The sequence below is a fragment of the Pseudoalteromonas sp. 2CM28B genome, assembly GCF_023161935.1.
In genome coordinates this window covers 36033-53631 of record NZ_JALNTH010000029.1, presented here as the reverse complement: position 1 = coordinate 53631, position 17599 = coordinate 36033, and the positions used below count along the sequence as shown (strand labels likewise).

Annotated in this window: 15 protein-coding genes; 5 read left to right on the top strand and 10 right to left on the bottom strand. The window is 42.1% G+C overall.

The features are described from left to right. Positions 1-2 precede the first annotated feature (2 nt). The 6 genes from folE to ycaO form a co-directional block, all read right to left on the bottom strand. Positions 3-557, bottom strand: coding sequence for a GTP cyclohydrolase I FolE (gene folE, locus MTN96_RS27050; RefSeq protein WP_004589001.1), 555 nt, complete (start codon positions 555-557; stop codon positions 3-5). A gap of 24 nt (positions 558-581) precedes the next feature. Beyond that, positions 582-1301 carry a dihydromonapterin reductase gene (gene folM, locus MTN96_RS27045; RefSeq protein WP_248533357.1) on the bottom strand — a complete coding sequence of 240 codons (720 nt, stop codon included), beginning with the start codon at positions 1299-1301 and terminating at the stop codon, positions 582-584. Between the two features lie 117 nt (positions 1302-1418). Beyond that, entirely contained in the window at positions 1419-2255 is an 837-nt protein-coding gene (gene nadE / locus MTN96_RS27040) for an ammonia-dependent NAD(+) synthetase (protein WP_024032089.1), read from the bottom strand. 69 nt (positions 2256-2324) lie between these two features. Beyond that, positions 2325-2951: a YceH family protein gene (locus tag MTN96_RS27035; protein ID WP_248533355.1), complete on the bottom strand. Its 627-nt coding sequence runs from the start codon at positions 2949-2951 to the stop codon at positions 2325-2327. Between the two features lie 41 nt (positions 2952-2992). Then, a complete protein-coding gene (locus MTN96_RS27030) occupies positions 2993-6355 on the bottom strand; it encodes an ATP-binding protein (protein WP_248533353.1) in 3363 nt (1120 codons plus the stop codon). A gap of 114 nt (positions 6356-6469) precedes the next feature. Then, positions 6470-8230: a 30S ribosomal protein S12 methylthiotransferase accessory factor YcaO gene (gene ycaO, locus MTN96_RS27025; RefSeq protein ID WP_064384538.1), complete on the bottom strand. Its 1761-nt coding sequence runs from the start codon at positions 8228-8230 to the stop codon at positions 6470-6472. A gap of 146 nt (positions 8231-8376) precedes the next feature. On the opposite strand from ycaO, the gene MTN96_RS27020 reads away from it, so the two are divergent. The 4 genes from MTN96_RS27020 (at position 8377) to MTN96_RS27005 (ending at position 13507) form a co-directional block, all read left to right on the top strand. Beyond that, entirely contained in the window at positions 8377-10662 is a 2286-nt protein-coding gene (locus MTN96_RS27020) for a penicillin acylase family protein (RefSeq protein WP_248533352.1), read from the top strand. A gap of 58 nt (positions 10663-10720) precedes the next feature. Continuing rightward, entirely contained in the window at positions 10721-11569 is an 849-nt protein-coding gene (locus MTN96_RS27015; RefSeq protein ID WP_248533350.1) for an MBL fold metallo-hydrolase, read from the top strand. 88 nt (positions 11570-11657) lie between these two features. Continuing rightward, a complete protein-coding gene (locus MTN96_RS27010; RefSeq protein WP_029773759.1) occupies positions 11658-13190 on the top strand; it encodes a bifunctional GNAT family N-acetyltransferase/carbon-nitrogen hydrolase family protein in 1533 nt (510 codons plus the stop codon). Then, on the top strand, positions 13190-13507 hold the full coding sequence (locus MTN96_RS27005) for a multidrug efflux SMR transporter (RefSeq protein WP_248533348.1): 318 nt from the start codon (positions 13190-13192) through the stop codon (positions 13505-13507). The genes MTN96_RS27010 and MTN96_RS27005 overlap by 1 nt, the downstream gene beginning before the upstream one ends. Before the next feature lie 92 nt (positions 13508-13599). Here the strand turns inward: MTN96_RS27005 and MTN96_RS27000 are convergent, their stop codons facing one another. After that, complete coding sequence (locus MTN96_RS27000; protein ID WP_171036168.1) at positions 13600-14478, bottom strand: DMT family transporter; 879 nt, start codon at positions 14476-14478, stop codon at positions 13600-13602. 255 nt (positions 14479-14733) lie between these two features. On the opposite strand from MTN96_RS27000, the gene MTN96_RS26995 reads away from it, so the two are divergent. After that, positions 14734-15117, top strand: a complete 384-nt coding sequence (locus MTN96_RS26995) for an MAPEG family protein (protein ID WP_121636797.1) — start codon at positions 14734-14736, stop codon at positions 15115-15117. A 73-nt stretch (positions 15118-15190) separates the two neighbouring features. On the opposite strand, the gene MTN96_RS26990 is transcribed toward MTN96_RS26995, so the two are convergent. The 3 genes from MTN96_RS26990 to MTN96_RS26980 all read right to left on the bottom strand — a co-directional run bounded on the left by MTN96_RS26990 (position 15191) and on the right by MTN96_RS26980 (position 17578). Beyond that, positions 15191-16402: a TonB family protein gene (locus tag MTN96_RS26990; RefSeq protein ID WP_248533346.1), complete on the bottom strand. Its 1212-nt coding sequence runs from the start codon at positions 16400-16402 to the stop codon at positions 15191-15193. 9 nt (positions 16403-16411) lie between these two features. Beyond that, positions 16412-16786: a BlaI/MecI/CopY family transcriptional regulator gene (locus tag MTN96_RS26985; protein ID WP_248533343.1), complete on the bottom strand. Its 375-nt coding sequence runs from the start codon at positions 16784-16786 to the stop codon at positions 16412-16414. A gap of 99 nt (positions 16787-16885) precedes the next feature. Beyond that, positions 16886-17578, bottom strand: coding sequence for a pseudouridine synthase (locus MTN96_RS26980; RefSeq protein WP_248533341.1), 693 nt, complete (start codon positions 17576-17578; stop codon positions 16886-16888). Between the last annotated feature and the right edge of the window lie 21 nt (positions 17579-17599).

The window sequence follows — 17599 nt, the reverse complement described above, 5'->3', positions numbered from 1 at the left end:
AATTAACCCTTAATAAGCTGTAAAAACTCGTTACGCGTTTTAGAGTCACTTCTAAAGTTACCTAGCATTACAGAGGTACGCATGCTTGAGTTTTGCTTTTCTACACCGCGCATCATCATACACATGTGTTTAGCTTCAACAATAACACCTACGCCTTTTGCGCCGGTTACCTCTTCAACTGCTTTAGCAATTTGATGAGTAAGCTGCTCTTGAATTTGAAAGCGGCGAGCAAACATATCAACAATACGTGCAAATTTAGATAAGCCTAGTACTTTGCCATCGGGAATATAAGCAATATGGCAACGACCAATAAAAGGTAATAGGTGGTGCTCACACATAGAGTAAAGCTCTATATCTTGCACAAGTACCATATCGTCAGCGTCTGAGCTAAATACCGCATTATTGGTAATTTCATCAAGCGTTTGACGATACCCTTTGGTTAAATACTCCATGGCTTTTGCTGCACGTTTTGGTGTATCGAGAAGACCTTCTCGGCCTGCATCTTCACCCACAGCGGTAATAATATTTTGGTAGCTTTGCTTTAAATCGTCATGCATAAATTTCTCAGTTTAATGTGTGTTCTACTTTAAATGGCGGCCGCCATCAACAGGCAAAGCGCGGCCTGTGATGTAGTGGCTGCGCAGTAATAAATCAATACTATTAATAATTTCTTGGCAACCTGGCTCTATACCCATAAGAGATTTTTTAAGGGTTTTAGCACGGTAAGCCTCGTCATCGTGCTGATTAAAAATAATCAACGATGGCGCAACCGAATTCACCTTTATGTTTGGTGCGTACTTAGCGCTAAACGACTTGGTTAAGTTATCAAGTGCAGCCTTACTTGCGGCATAGGCAATGTGCTTTGGGCTACCTGTTTCAACAACGTAATCGGTAAGATGAATAATGTCAGCCGGTGTGCAAGTATCAGCTTGGTATGCCATTAATAGCTGTGCACAGGCATTATTAATTAAATACGGTGTTTTGGCATGAATGCGCATCATGTTATCAAACAAACTCGAAAAATCAGGGTTACTGGCTTCGCAGTCCCAGCTAGAGGCATTGTGCACAATGGCACGTAAAGAGTGAGTTTGCTGTTTGAGTGTTTCAATAAAGCTAGCTATACCGGCATCGCTGCTAAAGTCGGCGTGTATACATACGGCGCCTTGTTGTTCTAAGTCGTCGACTGCATCGTGGCGCGTACGATAGGTAATAATAATAGCTTGGCCTTGCGATAAAAAGTGCTTAGCAAGCGCAAGGCCAATACGTTGACCAGCGCCTGTTATTAAAATAGGAGATGTCATGTAATGCAGTTTTCTCTTTGGCAGGCGTTAAAATTAACTATAAATCAGTTTTTTGTTTTACGTAACATTACGGCGAATAGATCAGCTAGTGCATATGCAGCACTAGCTGTTTAGCCGTTATAAATCATCGTAAATAGTCGGAATGGGTTGGCGCTTATGCTGAGTGCGAACATAAATATCAGTTAGCTTTTGCTCAACCTCTGCAGCCACCGGCTTGCCTTCTAAAAAGTCGTCAATTTGGTCATAGCTCAGTCCTAATGCTTCTTCATCGGTGAGGCCTGGGCGGTCACTTTCTAAATCAGCTGTTGGGGCTTTTGTTACTAATAGTTCAGGCGCACCTAAGGCAGTTGCAAGTGCGCGAACTTGACGTTTTGATAAGCCAAATAATGGGGCTAAATCGCATGCGCCATCACCAAATTTGGTGTAAAAACCAGTAATGTTTTCAGCGCTGTGATCGGTACCTACAACGAGGCCTTGGCAAAAACCAGCTATTTCGTATTGCGCTACCATGCGTTGGCGTGCTTTTACATTACCTTTTACAAAGTCAACTTTAGCTTGCTCAGGTAGCTCTTCACCACTGCCTACTACCGCCGCCATAGCTTGCTCGTGTAATGCATCGGCAGCAGGTTTTACGTTGACGGTCATGCGTTTACTTGGCTTGATAAAATCAACGGCCATTTGCGCTTCGTCTTCATCTGCTTGTACACCGTATGGCAAACGAACCGCAATAAATTGGTACTTATTAGTGTTTTGCTCTGCGTTTAGTTCATCTACGGCTAATTGGCACAAGCGCCCGCAGGTCGACGAGTCAACACCGCCGCTAATTCCAAGCACTAGCGATACACTATGGGCTGCCACTAAACGTGCTTTTATAAAGTTAACTCGACGGGTAATTTCGGCGTTTACATCAATAGTTGGCTGAACTTTCATTTCAGCCATAATTTCGGCGCGCATGGCCAGCTCCTCGTTATTTAATAAGTTGTTTTTAAATAGGCTTACATTATCTGGTTTAGTGGTTATTAATTAAAGTCCTAAATGTGCTTTTATACGGCTAAGCTCGGCTTTTAGTTCCTCAATTTCTGCAAGTAACTCGTTAATTTCATCGTTTTTAACTTCTGCGACTTCTGTAGCTGGCACTGGGCTTGGCGCTACTGCTGGGTCAGCAAAAAGGTGCATGTAGCGACTTTCTCGTTTGCCAGGCTCACGCTCAAGCTTTGTTACGTAGTCATCTTTTGCTAACGCGCTCAGGGCGGTTTCTACTTCGCTAACGTTTGTAAAGTCAGCTAGGCGAGCGCTGCGCGTTCTTAGCTCACCGGGTGTTTGTGCGCCGCGTAACAGCAGTAAACATATAATTGCCCGTTGCTGCGTGCTCAACTGTAAGCTACTAAATTCTGTATTACAAAAACGGTGATCGTATTTATTAACTCGTCCCGAAAGCCCTTCGTCTAGCGTTACAAGGCGCTGACTTATAAGCTCATCAAGTGTTTGTTGCACATCACTTTCGCTCAAGTTTACAACCGGGTCTCGATTTGATTTTTGGTTACACGCATTCGTCAGTGCGTTCAACGACAGTGGATAATGCTCGGGTGTAGTGCTTTGTTTTTCTAAAAGGCAGCCAATAACGCGCTGCTGATTTGCTGATAAATGCATGGCTTTTCTTTATTAGTAAACAGTATTTTTAGCTTACACCTTTATTGTGTACCAAGCCATTGTTGTAATTTAGGCTCTAGTGCTGCGGAATCTAAAGGTTTGGTTAAATAATCGTTCATTCCTGCATCGAGGCACTTCTCTCTATCGCCCTGCATTGCGTTTGCCGTTAAAGCAATGATTGTAATATGTTTATTATGCTTACCCGCTTTGCCTTCGCGTATAGCTTGCGTGGCTTGGTAGCCATCCATCACGGGCATTTGGCAGTCCATTAAAACTAACTGGTATTTTTTGTCTTGGCTGCTGTTTAGCTTATCTAGTGCATCTTGGCCGTTTTGCGCAATATCAAAGGTAAGCCCAACTTGTTTTAACAACGCTGAGGCCACCACCTGATTTACTTTGTTATCTTCTACTAAAAGCACTTGCGCGTGCGCTGATATTTCTTTGGGCTTTTCGGTTAACTCATTTTGCAGTTGTGCTTGGCGCTGTTGTTGCTCAATGTATTTATCGTTAGTGAGTGAATCAAATAAATCTGACGGAGTAAGCGGTTTAAATATCAGGCAGTCTATATTTATGCCAATGTTGTTATGCTCTTGCGAATAACTCATTGGAGCCATAACAACCAGTTTGCTTTGCTTGGTGGTTACTCGGTTTTTTAATGTATTTATTTGTGGGTGTGCAGCTTGCTCAAAAAAATGATAATCGACTAGCAATGCATCTGGCTGGGTATCGCAGTTATCAAAATAATTAATGATGCCGCTATAGTCATTTAAAATATTAACGTGTGCGCCCCAAACGCGTAATTGTTTGGCGGCAATATTGGCGTTAAGTGTGCAGGCATCAATAATTAAAATATGTTTGTTATTAATTAAGTGGCTGGGTAAATCTTGCGCTTTAGTTAAACGTGGCTGTATTTTTATAGAAAACGAAAAAGTACTGCCTTCATTTAGCATGCTGGTTACGCTTACTTCGCCTTCCATGAGTTCACAAAGCTGCTTAACAATAGCTAGGCCAAGGCCTGTGCCGCCAAACTGGCGGGTGGTTGAGGCATCGGCCTGAGTGAATGAGTCGAATAAAGTTTTTTGTTTTTCTGCGTCTATTCCTATGCCGGTATCAATAATAGAGCAATGTAAAAAACTGCCATCGGTGGTTTCATCTATCTGCGCGGTCACCAGAATTTGCCCATCAATAGTAAACTTAACGGCATTGCCAATCAGGTTATTTAAAATTTGACGCAACCTATTCGGATCGCTAATTATTTCGCTGATAGTAATTTGGGTGGCATCTAAAATGAGATTGGTATTATTTTGCTCCACTTTAAGCGCAAACGACTCAACAACTTCACCAAGTAATTTAGGTAAGTTAAATTGCACATTTTCTATATCAAGTTTACCTGCTTCAATTTTAGAAAAGTCTAAAATGTCGTTAATTATATTTAACAGCGACTGAGCTGAAGATTGTGCAAGCTCAATATGGTGCTCTTGCTGTTGGTTGAGCTGGGTGCGCTTGATAATATTTAGCATGCCCAGTACGCCGTTCATGGGGGTTCTTATTTCGTGGCTCATACTGGCTAAAAATTCACTTTTAGCCATTACTGCTTGCTCTGCAGCCTCTTTGGCGGTGACTAGCTGTTGCTCTGTTTCAATACGTTGCTGACTTGAATGCAAGCTGCCCACGAGGGCGGCTACAGCAATTAAAAAGCTTTCTTCGTTACGTGACCACGGGCGCATTGAAGCACATTGCTCAGCGCATACTATGCCAATGGTGCCATTTCCCGCCGGTATGATTGCGCACAGCATGGCATTAATATTGAGCGGCGCAAAGTAATGCGCTTTAAGGGGGTTTAGTAGTGGGTGATTTTGGGCATCACTGGTGCTAAACACTGCGTGTTTTTCTATGGCTTCAAAAAAATCTGGCGCCTCTTTTTTAAGCCAAACCGCATTATTATTACCCATTCTGTTTTCAATATTATGGGATGCTATAGGACTCAATGAGGTTTTTGAGCTATTAAAAAACCAAATACTGGCTTGCTCAATGTTTAATGCATGGCAAATAGATTCAGTAATAACTTGTTTAGATTGGCTTAATTGGCCACTTAAAATAAGGTCGTTGGCTGTAAGCGACGCTAAAATTTCGTTATGTAGGGCAATTTTGCTGTTTTCAAGCTCAATACGCTTACGGGTATCAATATTTTGCAATGAGCCAAATATTCTTACACAGCGCTCGTTTTTGCGCTCAGCTTCACCATGAATAAGCACCCACATTTCGCGCCCTTCAGAGTCAATAACTTCAAGTTCGGCTTCGTAACTTTTGCCTTCTTTAATTGCAGATTCAACCAGTTGAGTGATACGTTCTCTGCTTTCACCGGCTTTAAAGTAATTTAAATTTGTAGGCCAAGTAGGCTCTTTGTTTAGCGGGTACTTAAAGATTTTTTTGGTCATATCTGACCAATACACTTGTTTGGTTTCTAAATTAAATGACCACGCCCCAATTTGGGCAAGGTCACTCATTGCCTCCAGCATTTTTTCGTTTTGTTGCTGGCGGTTTAGCATTTTTAAAAAGAATAAGAACGCCCATATTAGTAATCCGCAAATAATTATAATGGCGATTCTAAGCGGCCATATAGTTGAAGGTGCAGGGCTCCAACCTTCTTTAGGGGCTACGTATAATTGCCAGCTTCCCCCTTGAAAATTAAGCGTAAAGTCAAGCGGCTCTTGTGAGGTTATATTGTTATTGCCATAAAAAAACTCGCCTTTTTTGCCTAAACCATGACGCCCTTGAATAGCAATGTTGTAGTTTTTTTCAAGCTCTTTTATGCCTGAGTTTTTGTATACTTTTTCAATGTCGAGCACTACCGATAATAACCCCCAAAAGCGGTTTTCAGGCGGAATATAAACAGGCACTCTGGCAATAAGGGCAATGTCGCCTTGAACCAGTTTAAGTGGCCCTGCCATAACAATAGTATTGGTATCACGGGCTCTAATGGCGTCTAGGCGCTGGTTTTTGTTTTCTAAAAAGTTTAAGCCAATGGCTTTTTCGTTACCTTTTAGTGGGTAAGACATACGAATTATCATGTCGGGCGCACCACCAATATGGCGCAGCTCACTGGAGGTTTTAAACAAAGGCGCGGCAATTTGCTCAAACCGTGCTTGTTGTAACTCAGGTTCAGCTGATACAGCAACCGCTAATCCACGAACTAGCTGAATGTTTGATACCAAGGTGGCCTCTAGTTGTGCACGGTATGTACTTACTTGAGATAAAATTTGTAGGCGGTGGGCGTCTTTTGCGCGATTGTAGTTAATTCTATCTAACACAATGCTCACTAATATTATTAGCGTAAGCGATAACCAAAAGGTCAGCTTATAGTTGCTAATAGTGTTTTTTTTGTTGTTATTTTTTGGCGGCATTGGCTAAGTCATGCTGTTATTTTAGGCAATTTAACTATAGCTAATTTATTGTATAAATAAAAACGGCGCTGATAAATTAGCGCCGTTTTATTTTTATAATTAGTAGTTTAACTATTAAGCGTCGGTTACTTCACGTGCCCAATGGTTTTGCTTAGCGACATGTAACTTACGGTAACCATCAAGTAGTGCTGCATGCTTTTTAAAGCCTTCAAGCGATAAACCTGGGAAGGTTAAACCATTAAATAATTTACGGCCTTCTGCTATTTCAATTGCAAGCGTTACGTTATCGCTGCCAAACATTAAACCCAGTGCATCTTGGTAGTCGGCGTATTCACGCTCGTCATCGTATTTAATTTCAAGAATGGCTTTTAAACAGCGGAAGTGACGCATTGCATCTTCGTTTACTTGGCCTGTGTGTAGTATCCAGTCTACCCAATCAATGGCTTCTTCGTTGCCTGCGGCTAAGCATAAGTGCGCTTTAAGCTCACCAATACGCAGTGTATGCCATGGTGTATCGGCATCGGTGGCAAGGCCAATAAATTCAGCAGCACGAATAATATCGCTGTGGCCTGCTTCTTCTAGGCTGTCGTAAATGTCCATCCATTGCTGCGCATCGTACTGATCAAGCGATAGGAATGCTTCACGGAATTTAGCGCCTTCGTTGTTGTTACGCCAAATTAGTTCATCTACTGGGTAAATGTCTGACATACCTGGTACTAAAATACGACATGCATACACGTTTAAGTGTGTGTAATCCATAATGTAAATGTCGTGGCCCATGCTGTGAATTAAGTCAGTACAGAAGTTGTATTCTTGCTCTGTTGTACCGCTAAAGTCCCAATGAACAAAGTCAAAGTCGGCGTCGGCACGGAAAAAGTCATGCGAGATTAAACCGCTTGAGTCGATAAAGTGCAGCTCAATGTTTTCAGGCGTTGCAACTTCATCGTTATCAAAAGTAGCTGGTTGGAACACATCAAGTTGATCAAGGCGACGTCCTTGCAGTAGCTCGGTAACCGTACGCTCAAGGGCAACTTCAAATGATGGGTGAGCACCAAATGAGGCAAACACAGAGCCATCAACAGGGTTAATAAGCGTTACGCTCATTACAGGGTATTTACCGCCTAGTGATGCATCGGCAATACGTAAATGAAAACCATGGCTGCGTAGCTCTTCACACGCCTCGTGAATTTTAGGGTATTGCTTTACAACCTCTTCAGGGACGATAGGTAAACAAATACCTTCTGCGATAATACGGTTTTTAATGGCGCGCTCAAATACTTCTGATAGCCCTTGTACGCGTGCTTCAAATTTAGTGTTACCTGCGCTCATGCCGTTAGAAACAAAAATATTACCAATTACGTTTACCGGAATGTATACGTCTTGGTTATCGCGTTGGCGTGTGTATGGCAATGTACAAATGCCGCGCTCGTTATTACCTGAGTTAAAGTCAAAAAGGTGTGAGGCATTAAGCTCACGCTCTGGGTCAAAGTAATCCCAGAGGCTCTCGTCCATTATGCCTTCTGGCACTTCATTGCCTTCAACTTTAAACCATTTCTCGTTTGGATAATGAGTAAAGTCGCTGTTTGCAAATTCTTCACCTAGGTAAAAGTCGGCAAAAAAGTAATTACAGCTTAATCGTTCAAAGTATTCACCTAACGCAGAGGCGATAGATGCTTTATCGGTTGCGCCTTTACCATTGGTAAACATTACACCGCAGTCGCTGTCTTTTATATGAACTGAATAACAGTTAGCTACAGGGTTAAGCCAAAGTGCTTCTTCAACATTGATGTTTAGCGCTTTTAACTTGTTTTGCATGGTAGAGATAGACGATTCTAGGTCGCGGTCTTTACCTTTGATAAATGTTTTTTCAGTCATATGAGTCTCAACTAGATCTGCACAAAATGTGGAATGGCTATTATCGTGGATTTTGATGTTTATTTCACCCTTTGCGAGTAAGAACATTATTATTTAATAAAACTATGGTTATTATATGTGCAACAAATGGTGCAAAGGACAAATTAATGTTTAAAGTAATCAAATGGCTAGTGTTACTCGTTGTGGTTTTAGGGTTAGCTGGTACAGCGCTTGTGTATGGCGTATTAAGTTTAAGTATGCCCACACTTGATGGTAAAGGCCAAAGTACAGCAATTAATAAGCCGGTTACTATTTCGCGTGATGCACTAGGGCAGGCGGTTATAAAGGCAGAAAACCGCAATAGCGCCGCATACGGATTAGGCTATACGCATGGGCAAGACCGTTTTTTTCAAATGGATTTATTAAGACGTAACGCCGCCGGTGAGCTTAGTGAGTTATTTGGTAAAGCGGCCCTTGGGCTTGATAAAAAAATGCGCTTTCATCAATTGCGAAAACGCAGCCGCGCTATATTAAACACCTTACCCGAAAGTGATAAACAACTATTAAACAGCTACGCCCAAGGTGTAAACGAAGGGCTGGCACAAGTTGGCTTTGCAAGCTTTGAATATTTACTTACAGGCGGAGCGCAAAAACCATGGCAAAGTGAAGATAGCCTATTAGTTATATTTAGCATGTACCTTGATTTGCAAAGTGCCACCTTTGAGCGAGATGAAGCGCTCATACATATTGAGCAAGCATACGGACAACACATGGTTGATTTTTTAACACAACCTAGCCAATACCAAGCAGCGCTTGATGGCAGTAAACTTGCCCCGTTTACAGGCACCATTCCTCAACTTCCAGAGCAAGCACAGCACACGGTTAAAAATATTCAGGCAAACCAAGAGCGCGGCAGCAATAACTGGGCAGTAACCGGTGCGCATACCCAAACGGGAGCAGCCATGCTCTCTGATGATATGCATTTATCTATGGCGGTGCCGGTTATTTGGTACAGGACGCAGCTTAACTACACACAAAATGGCGAGCAAGCTCAGGTAACTGGCGTATCGCTACCTGGCGCACCCGCTATTGTGGTGGGTACAAATAATAAAATTGCCTGGGGCTTTACTAACGGCTACATAGACACGGCCGATTGGGTTGCTTTAAGTAACGATAATAAAACATGGCAAGTAAATGAGCCAATAGCGCTGCCAAATGATGAGGTAGAAAACTCCCCATTAACGTTAAGCGAATATGGCCCAGTAAAATATATAAATAAACAGCCTTATGCACTTAGCTGGGCTGCACACCAACTTTATGCTGTAAACATGGATCTGCTAAAACTAGAGCAAGCCACTAGTGTAGATGATGCGCTAGATGTGGCAAGCGATGTGGGTATTCCGGTACAAAATTTAATGGTGGTAGATAGCCAAGGCAGTGCCGCATGGCAACATATTGGCGCTATACCTGCACGTAAAACACCGAGCGAGCTAAGTGTTAATGCAAGCGAATACTCACCCGACTGGCAGCAAAATGAGCATCAGCGCCCTTATGTTAAAAACCCGCAAAATGGGCGATTATGGACAGGTAATTCGCGCGTGGTGTCGGCCACTGATAATGCACGCTTTGGCAATGGCGGGTACGCGCTAGGCGCACGTTCAAGCCAAATTCGTGATAGATTATTTGAAAAACAAAGCTTTGCTGAGAGCGACTTTTACGCGCTACAGCTTGATAACCAAGCCCGCTTTTTAACGCCATGGCACACATTGCTACTTAATCAGCTTAAAAAAGACAAAGCCAAAAACGCACAGTACATAAGTGCACTTGAAAACTGGCAGCAATGCGCATGTGCAAGCTCGGTAGGTTATACCTTAGTTAAACATTACCGCAGCACATTAATTAATACTGTATTTGCAAGCATGGAGAACAAACTTAATGAGCAAGACGCCACGCTCAAATATGTAAAACGCGATCTAGAACCAGCTATATGGCAGCTTATTAAGGATAGACCGGGCTCATGGGTAAACCCTGAGTATAAAAATTGGGACGAGCAGTTATTAGGTGCATTTAGCCAAACAGTGACAGCACTTGGGGCTGAGTATGGGGATAACTTACAAAATTGGCAGTGGGGTAAAGTTAATGCGCTTAATATTGAGCACCCGTTTGCTAAACAAATGCCCATACTGGCTAAGCTTTTAAATATGCCTGTAGCGCCAGCTTTTGGCGATAGCTACATGCCCGCCGTACAAGGCAAAAGCTTTGGTGCATCGCAGCGCTTTATTGCCCAACCAGGGCATTTAGAAAACGCCATTATGGCAGTGCCCGGTGGGCAGTCGGGGCATCCGCTATCCGCGTTTTATCGTGCAGGCTTTAGTGACTACATTGAAGGTAAGCACACGCCTTTATTGCCACAAACGCTAATACATCAAATAGTGATAGAGCCAGCACGATGAACTAAATTACAGTTAATCACGTTCTATATAATCATTAATAAATCAACAGAGAACTAAAATGAAAAAAATACTACCTGCATTAATCACAGGCTTATTACTTAGCAGTGCAGCGCATGCAGATGAAAGCCCAGTAACCGCTGAAAAGTTAAGTGACCACGTATACGTATTATTTGGGCAAGGCGGCAACATTGCTGCAAGTGTTGGGGACGATGGTATTTACATTATTGATGACCAATTTGCTAAGCTTTCAAACGACATTAAAAAAACAATTAGCGATTTAAAACCCGGTAGTGCAGAGTTTGTAATTAATACGCATCATCATGGCGACCACACTGGCGGCAACGAAAACTTTGCCAAAGCCGGTGCGCATGTCATTGCGCACGACAACGTACATAAGCGATTAGAAGAAAAACACGGTGCAAACTCAGATTATTTGCCACGCATTAGCTTTGGCCACGATTTAAAGCTGCATTTTAACAACGAACATGCCCATGTAGTGCACTACGCCCATGCACATACCGACGGTGATTCGGTGATATTTTTTAATAACGATAACATAGTGCACATGGGCGATATTTACTTTAACTTTGGCAGTTTACCGTTTGTTGATGTAGATAGCGGCGGCAGTGTTGACGGAATATTAGCAGCCGTAAATGACGTTATTAAGCAAATAGACGAGCGCACCATAGTGATACCCGGGCATGGGCCGGTAAGTGACCGTTCAGGGCTGGTAACGTATGCTAAACTTGTTAAAAAAGCCAAAGATTTAATGCTAAAAGCAATGCAAAATAACGCAAGCTTAGAGCAAGTAATTAAAGCCGATCCATTGGCAGAGCTTGGCCTTGAATACGCAGGCTGGTTGCCAAAAGAGAAAGTGACTACACTTTTTTATCGCAGCTTAAAGTAGTACGCGTAACGTAAAAAACATGATACAAAGCTGAGTGTACTTTAGCGTACATTCGGCTTTTATTTTATTATGCCCAAAGGAGTTGTGTATGTCGGCAGAAAAAACCCACCTAGAAATTTGTAACTTAACAAAAGAGCAGTATCCGCAAATTAAAACCTTAATGGATCAGGCTTATCCTGATTTAGGTGGCGCGTGGCCAAGCCATACTATTTTTAGGTTGATAGATCAGTTCCCTGAAGGACAAATAGGCATTGTAGATGATGGCGTGCTGGTGGGTTTAGCACTAAGCGTGCAAGTAGACTACGCGCGTTTTTCAAATCCTCACACATACGAAGACATAGCCGATGGGCACGACCGTGTATTTAGTGACTCCGACGGCGATGCGCTATACGGTTTAGATGTAGCAATTAGCGAAACCCACCGAGGCATGCGCTTAGGGCGCAGGTTATACGATGCCCGTAAAGAGTTGTGCCGCCAATATAACTTACGCGCTATTTTAGCCGGTGGCCGTATTCCGCGTTATTACAATCACAGCAGTGAAATGACGCCAATGGAATACATTGAAAAGGTTGACCAAAAAGAGCTTTACGATCCAATTTTAAGTTTTCAGCTCTCTAACGACTTTCAGGTAAAACGGTTACTTAAAAAGTACCTGCCGGAGGATCAAGAGTCTGTAGGTTACGCCACCTTGCTTGAGTGGAATAACATAATGTACGAGCCAACCGACACCGTGCTCGAATCAACTAAATCGATAGTGCGTATAGGTGCGGTGCAATGGCAAATGCGCTGTGTAGAGTCGGTTGACGAAATGCTCAAGCAGGTAGAATACTTTGTAGATACGGTATCTGACTACAAAAGCGATTTTATATTATTTCCGGAATTTTTTAACGCGCCACTTATGGGTTTAGGCGATCAGAATAATCAAACCGAAGCTATCCGCTATTTAGCAGAATATACCGAAACATTTAAAAACGCGATGTCGCGTATGGCAATAGAATATAACGCCAATATTATTACCGGCTCTATGCCACTTGCCGAAGACGATAAAATTTATAACGTAAGTTACTTATGCCACCGTAGCGGTAAAATAGACGAGCAGCGCAAAATACACATAACCCCGCATGAACAAAATGATTGGGTGATTCAAGGCGGCGACAAAATTGCCGTGTTTGATACCGATGCTGGGCGTGTAGGTATTCAAATTTGTTACGATGTAGAGTTCCCAGAGCTTTCGCGCATATTAGCCAAGCAGGGGCTTGATATACTCTTTGTGCCGTTTTGGACCGATACTAAAAATAGTTATTTACGGGTTCGTCACTGTGCGCAAGCGCGCGCAATCGAAAACGAATGTTATGTGGTTATTGCAGGCTCAGTGGGTAACTTACCTGAGGTAGAAAGCCTAGACGTACAGTACTCGCAATCGGCAGTATTGACCCCGTCTGACTTTTCTTTTCCGCACGATGCAACATTAAATGAAGCCACACCTAATACTGAAATGTTACTATTTAGCGACCTCGATATGGATAAGCTAAAAATTCTTCATAGCGAAGGTACGGTGCGCAATTTAAAAGATCGCCGCGAAGACTTATACGACGTAATTTTGAAAAAGAGAGATGTTTAATGGCATGGATTTATTTAGTCATTGCCGGCTTGCTTGAAATAGGCTGGCCAATTGGTTTAAAAATTTCACAAAATCCCGACACACGCTGGCAGGGTATAGTAATGGCCATTGCATTTTTAACAGCCAGTGGTTTTATGTTGTGGCTTGCACAAAAGCAAATATCAATGGGGACGTCCTACGCCGTATGGACCGGAATAGGTGCTGCGGGTACGTTTTTAGTGGGTATATTACTTTACGGTGATGCAGCCACGTTTGGCCGTATTGCTGGTGTATTAATGATTATTTGCGGTGTGATAACGCTAAAAATTAGCTCTTAAAAAGAGCGCTTTATACTCGCTTTATACTCGCTTTAAACGTTATAAGCAGCCTATAGTAGCGCAGGTTTAAAAGCCTGCGCTTTTTTATGTTCTCAATTTGGTAGCATTACTAAAACAGCGGCAATGGCTATAAGTATTAAGCCCGCGGTATCTTGCTTTTTAAGTGGCTGTTTGAGCCAAAGTACAGCAATTAGCATGGTAAAAAATACCTCTACCTGACCAAGCGTTTTAACATACGCTACGTGCTGTAAACTCATCGCGCTAAACCAGCCAATAGAGCCTACACAGCTAAAAGTACTAATTGCGGCAGTGGTGCCTTTATATTGCCAAAGTTTGCCAACAGTGTGTGGCTCTTTTAGTAATAAATAGCCAAGTAATATAAGCGTTTGTAGGCTTATTACAAATAGTAAAACCCATGCAGCTGAGTGTGGAAACAATAACCCTGAATTTAAGCTCGCTTCACGCACCCACAGCGATGTAAGGGCAAAGCTGGTACCACAGGCAAGGCCAAGTAACGCTGTTTTAGCATCAAAGTGTTTTACGCTGGTTATGCCGCTAAGTAAAAGCACCGCAATAGCGCCTAAAAATACACCCAGCCAACCAAGAAGGCTAAGCGCAGAACCAAAAAACAATACCCCTAAAATAGCCGCTACTAACGCCTCACTTTTAGCAAGCCCTGCACCAATGGCGTAATTATTCATTTTAAACAGCTTTACCATTAAGCCGGTGGCGAGTATTTGCATAACACTTGCGCCAATAACAAACCCCCAAAAGGCATTATTAAAGGTAGGCATGGCTGTGTCTTTATATTGATACAAGCCATACAAATACACTGCAGCAATAGGGCCGGCTAAAATAAAGCGCGAAAGGGTTACGCCAGCCACACTTGCATGTGCGCTTAATTTACTTTGTAGGGCATTTCGCCATGCTTGCATAAAGGCGGCTAAAAAAGTGAAAAAGATCCAGGTCATAGGGGTCGTCGGTAAAAAAATAAGGTCTATAAGTTAACAATCTTTAGTTATTAATGCGATGCATTAAGGGTGATAGTGAATATTCATCACCTGCGACATTATGCCGCACTGCTTTATAGGTAAACTTAGCTATAGTAAGTATGATGTTATTGTTTAGCCGCCTGCGTATGTCATAAAACGTGTTGGCGGCTTTTTTGTGTATGTGTGTTATATGTATTGGTTAAATAACTAGGTTTTAAAATAAGAGAATAAATTATGACAACATTAGTAGTATGCGCATTACTTGCTGTATTAATGCCTTATTTTGCAAAAATACCAGTGGCCATTGCAATGGCAAAGCTTGGCCAATACGACAATAAACACCCGCGCTCTCAACAAGCAAAATTAACGGGCTTTGGTGCGCGAACGCTCGCTGCTCATCAAAATTGTTTTGAATCACTTGCAGTGTTTGCCGTTGCTATTGCGGTGGTACTGGGAACTAACTCGGTAAATGCAGTAACCGAAACCTTGGCGGTTACCCATATAGTCTCGCGCACTTTGTATTGCATTTTTTATTGGTTGAACTTAGATATTATACGTTCGCTTGTATGGTTTATTGGCTTAGGCACTGCCATTGCCATGATTGTAGTGAGTATTTAATTTTATTGTTAAAACCACAAAGCAAGCGGCCTAAAATGGCGCTTGCTTTGTGCTCTTGCATCACTCATTAGCTTTAATGCGATACTTTAATTCGCTCTATTAAATCGGTATTAGCAACCTCGCTGTTTATAGCAAAATCGAGCTGTACAAGTACATCATTAAAGCCTGCCTCAGAGATTTTATACTCCCACTTTGCCAGCGCTTCTTTAGCTGATTTATCAAAAACGTCTGACGGCTTAGATTGAATGACACTAATGTTTTTTGTTCTGCCATTGACGGCAATATCGTATTTTAATACCACAGATCCGCTAATGCCTTGCTTAGCTGCTTGGGCTGGGTAGCGAGGTTCAATACGAATTATTGGTGAAATATGCTCTTCTTTAGCGCCCTCTGCTTGCGGTTGCTTTGCAATAGCGAGCGTGCTTAAAATACTTGCTGCAACTAGCAGTAAGCCACCTTTGGCAAAGCGAGAGCTGCTGCCACTGTGCTTTATATTGGTAAGTCGTTGTAACATGGTTTTTTTATCTCCGTAGTGTGAATAAGCCATTAGGCCTGCGGGCGTTGCTGCCGCACAGTTAACTAAGGCTTTGCTGTATAAAATGTGTTGGTGTGTGGTTTTATTGGCAAGTACCCGCTGATCACAAGTTAGCTCCTGCAAGCGTCTAAAGCTTGCGTAAGCCATCCAAGCGAGCGGGTTAAACCACATTAAAATAGTAGTCAGTAACAGCAGGGCATTTATTAGGTTATCTTTGCGTTTTATGTGCACAGCCTCATGCTCTAAAATAAGTGCCAAAGTGGCTTTATCAAACTGGGTTTTGTAATTACTAGGCAGTATGAGCTTACTTTGCAAAATACCCACCACCATTGGCGATGCAATATGATTACTGGTATAGGTTTTAATGTGTGAAGTTAGAGTGTGTTCGCTATTAATTAAATAATTGAGCTGCAGGTTTTTTATAAAGCGAATATGCACAGCAAGCGCTATGCTAAACAGCACTAAGCTAACCACTACATAAAGCACGGCCCAATTTAGGCCTAAGTTATTAATAAGGGGCTGGTTAGGCGTTATTAAATAATGGCTAATGGCGCTATTTTGCAGTGGCTTAATGTTACTTGGTAAGTTTGCAACCAGTAACGATACGGGGATTAGGCATACTAATTTATACACAAAGCCTGGGCCAAGCAGCCTTAAACTAAAACGCTCACATATAATAAACCCGCCAAGCATTATGCTGAGTAATAATTGCTGCTCTAGTAACCAGTTAAACAGGGTTTGAATATCCATAGCCACTCCTTACTTTTGGTTTTTTTCCCAGTCATCAATGACCTTTTTTAACTCGTTTATATCTTGTTGCGAAAGCTGCTCTGATTTAGCAAACCCGCTTACCAGCGGCGCTATGCGGCCACTAAAAAAGCGCTCAATAAAGTTTTTGCTTTCTTTTAATGTGTAGTCGGCGCGCTCCATACAAGGAGTATAAATATATTGGCGGCCGTCTTTTTCAAAGGTCAGTGCGCCTTTTTTAACTAATCGACCCAATAGGGTTTTAATGGTTTTTTCGTGCCATTGTTTGTCATCGCTTAAGCGCTCAATAATTTGGCTGGCGGTTGCTGGGTAATTAATCCAAAGCGCATCAAGCACCTCGAATTCTGCTTTTGATAACTCAATCATTTTATTGCCTACAAATGTAATCTTTAAATTAAGACTACACCTGTAATCTATTTTTGCAAGGTTATTTTTTAACTTTTTTGTGCGCTATTTAAACGAAGATTAGATTTTTGAAATATCTGTTTTATTAATTTGTATATAGTGGTTTTCAGGTAGGTTTAGTCTTGAAAGAGCAAGTTCGCTAAATTGTGCCCGATATAAATCAATTACTTTAAAGCCGCAGTACTGCGCCATTTTACGTATTTGTCTGTTAAGCCCTTGCTTTAAAATAATACTAAACTGGTTGTCAGCTATTTTTGTTACTTCACACGGTAAGGTTACTTGTTTATCTACGGGGATTCCTGCGGCCATTTTTTCGCAAAACGCATTATTAATAGGTTTATCTACCGTGACTAAATAACGTTTAGGCTGGTGGAAGTCAGGGTGAATAAGTTGATTACAAAAATCTCCGTCGTTGGTCAAAATAAGCAAGCCCCGAGAGTCTTTATCTAATCGGCCAATGGGGTAAACCCGAGTGAGGGTAGGTAAATGGTGAATAAGGCTGGCAGGGTCATTTTCATTTAATTTGCAGTCGATACCTACAGGCTTGTGGTACGCAAAATAAACTAAATCGGCAGCCCCTTTAACTGCTTGGCCATTAACTATTACGTCGTCTTGCTCATTAACGTGATCAATATGATTAGCAGGGCGATTATTTACCGTTACTACCCCTTCATCTATTAAGCGCGATGCCTGTTTTCGTGAGCACACACCAGCGTGAGCAATGTATTTAGCGAGTCGAATTTTATTGCTCATAAGCTTAAAAGGCAGTGATGT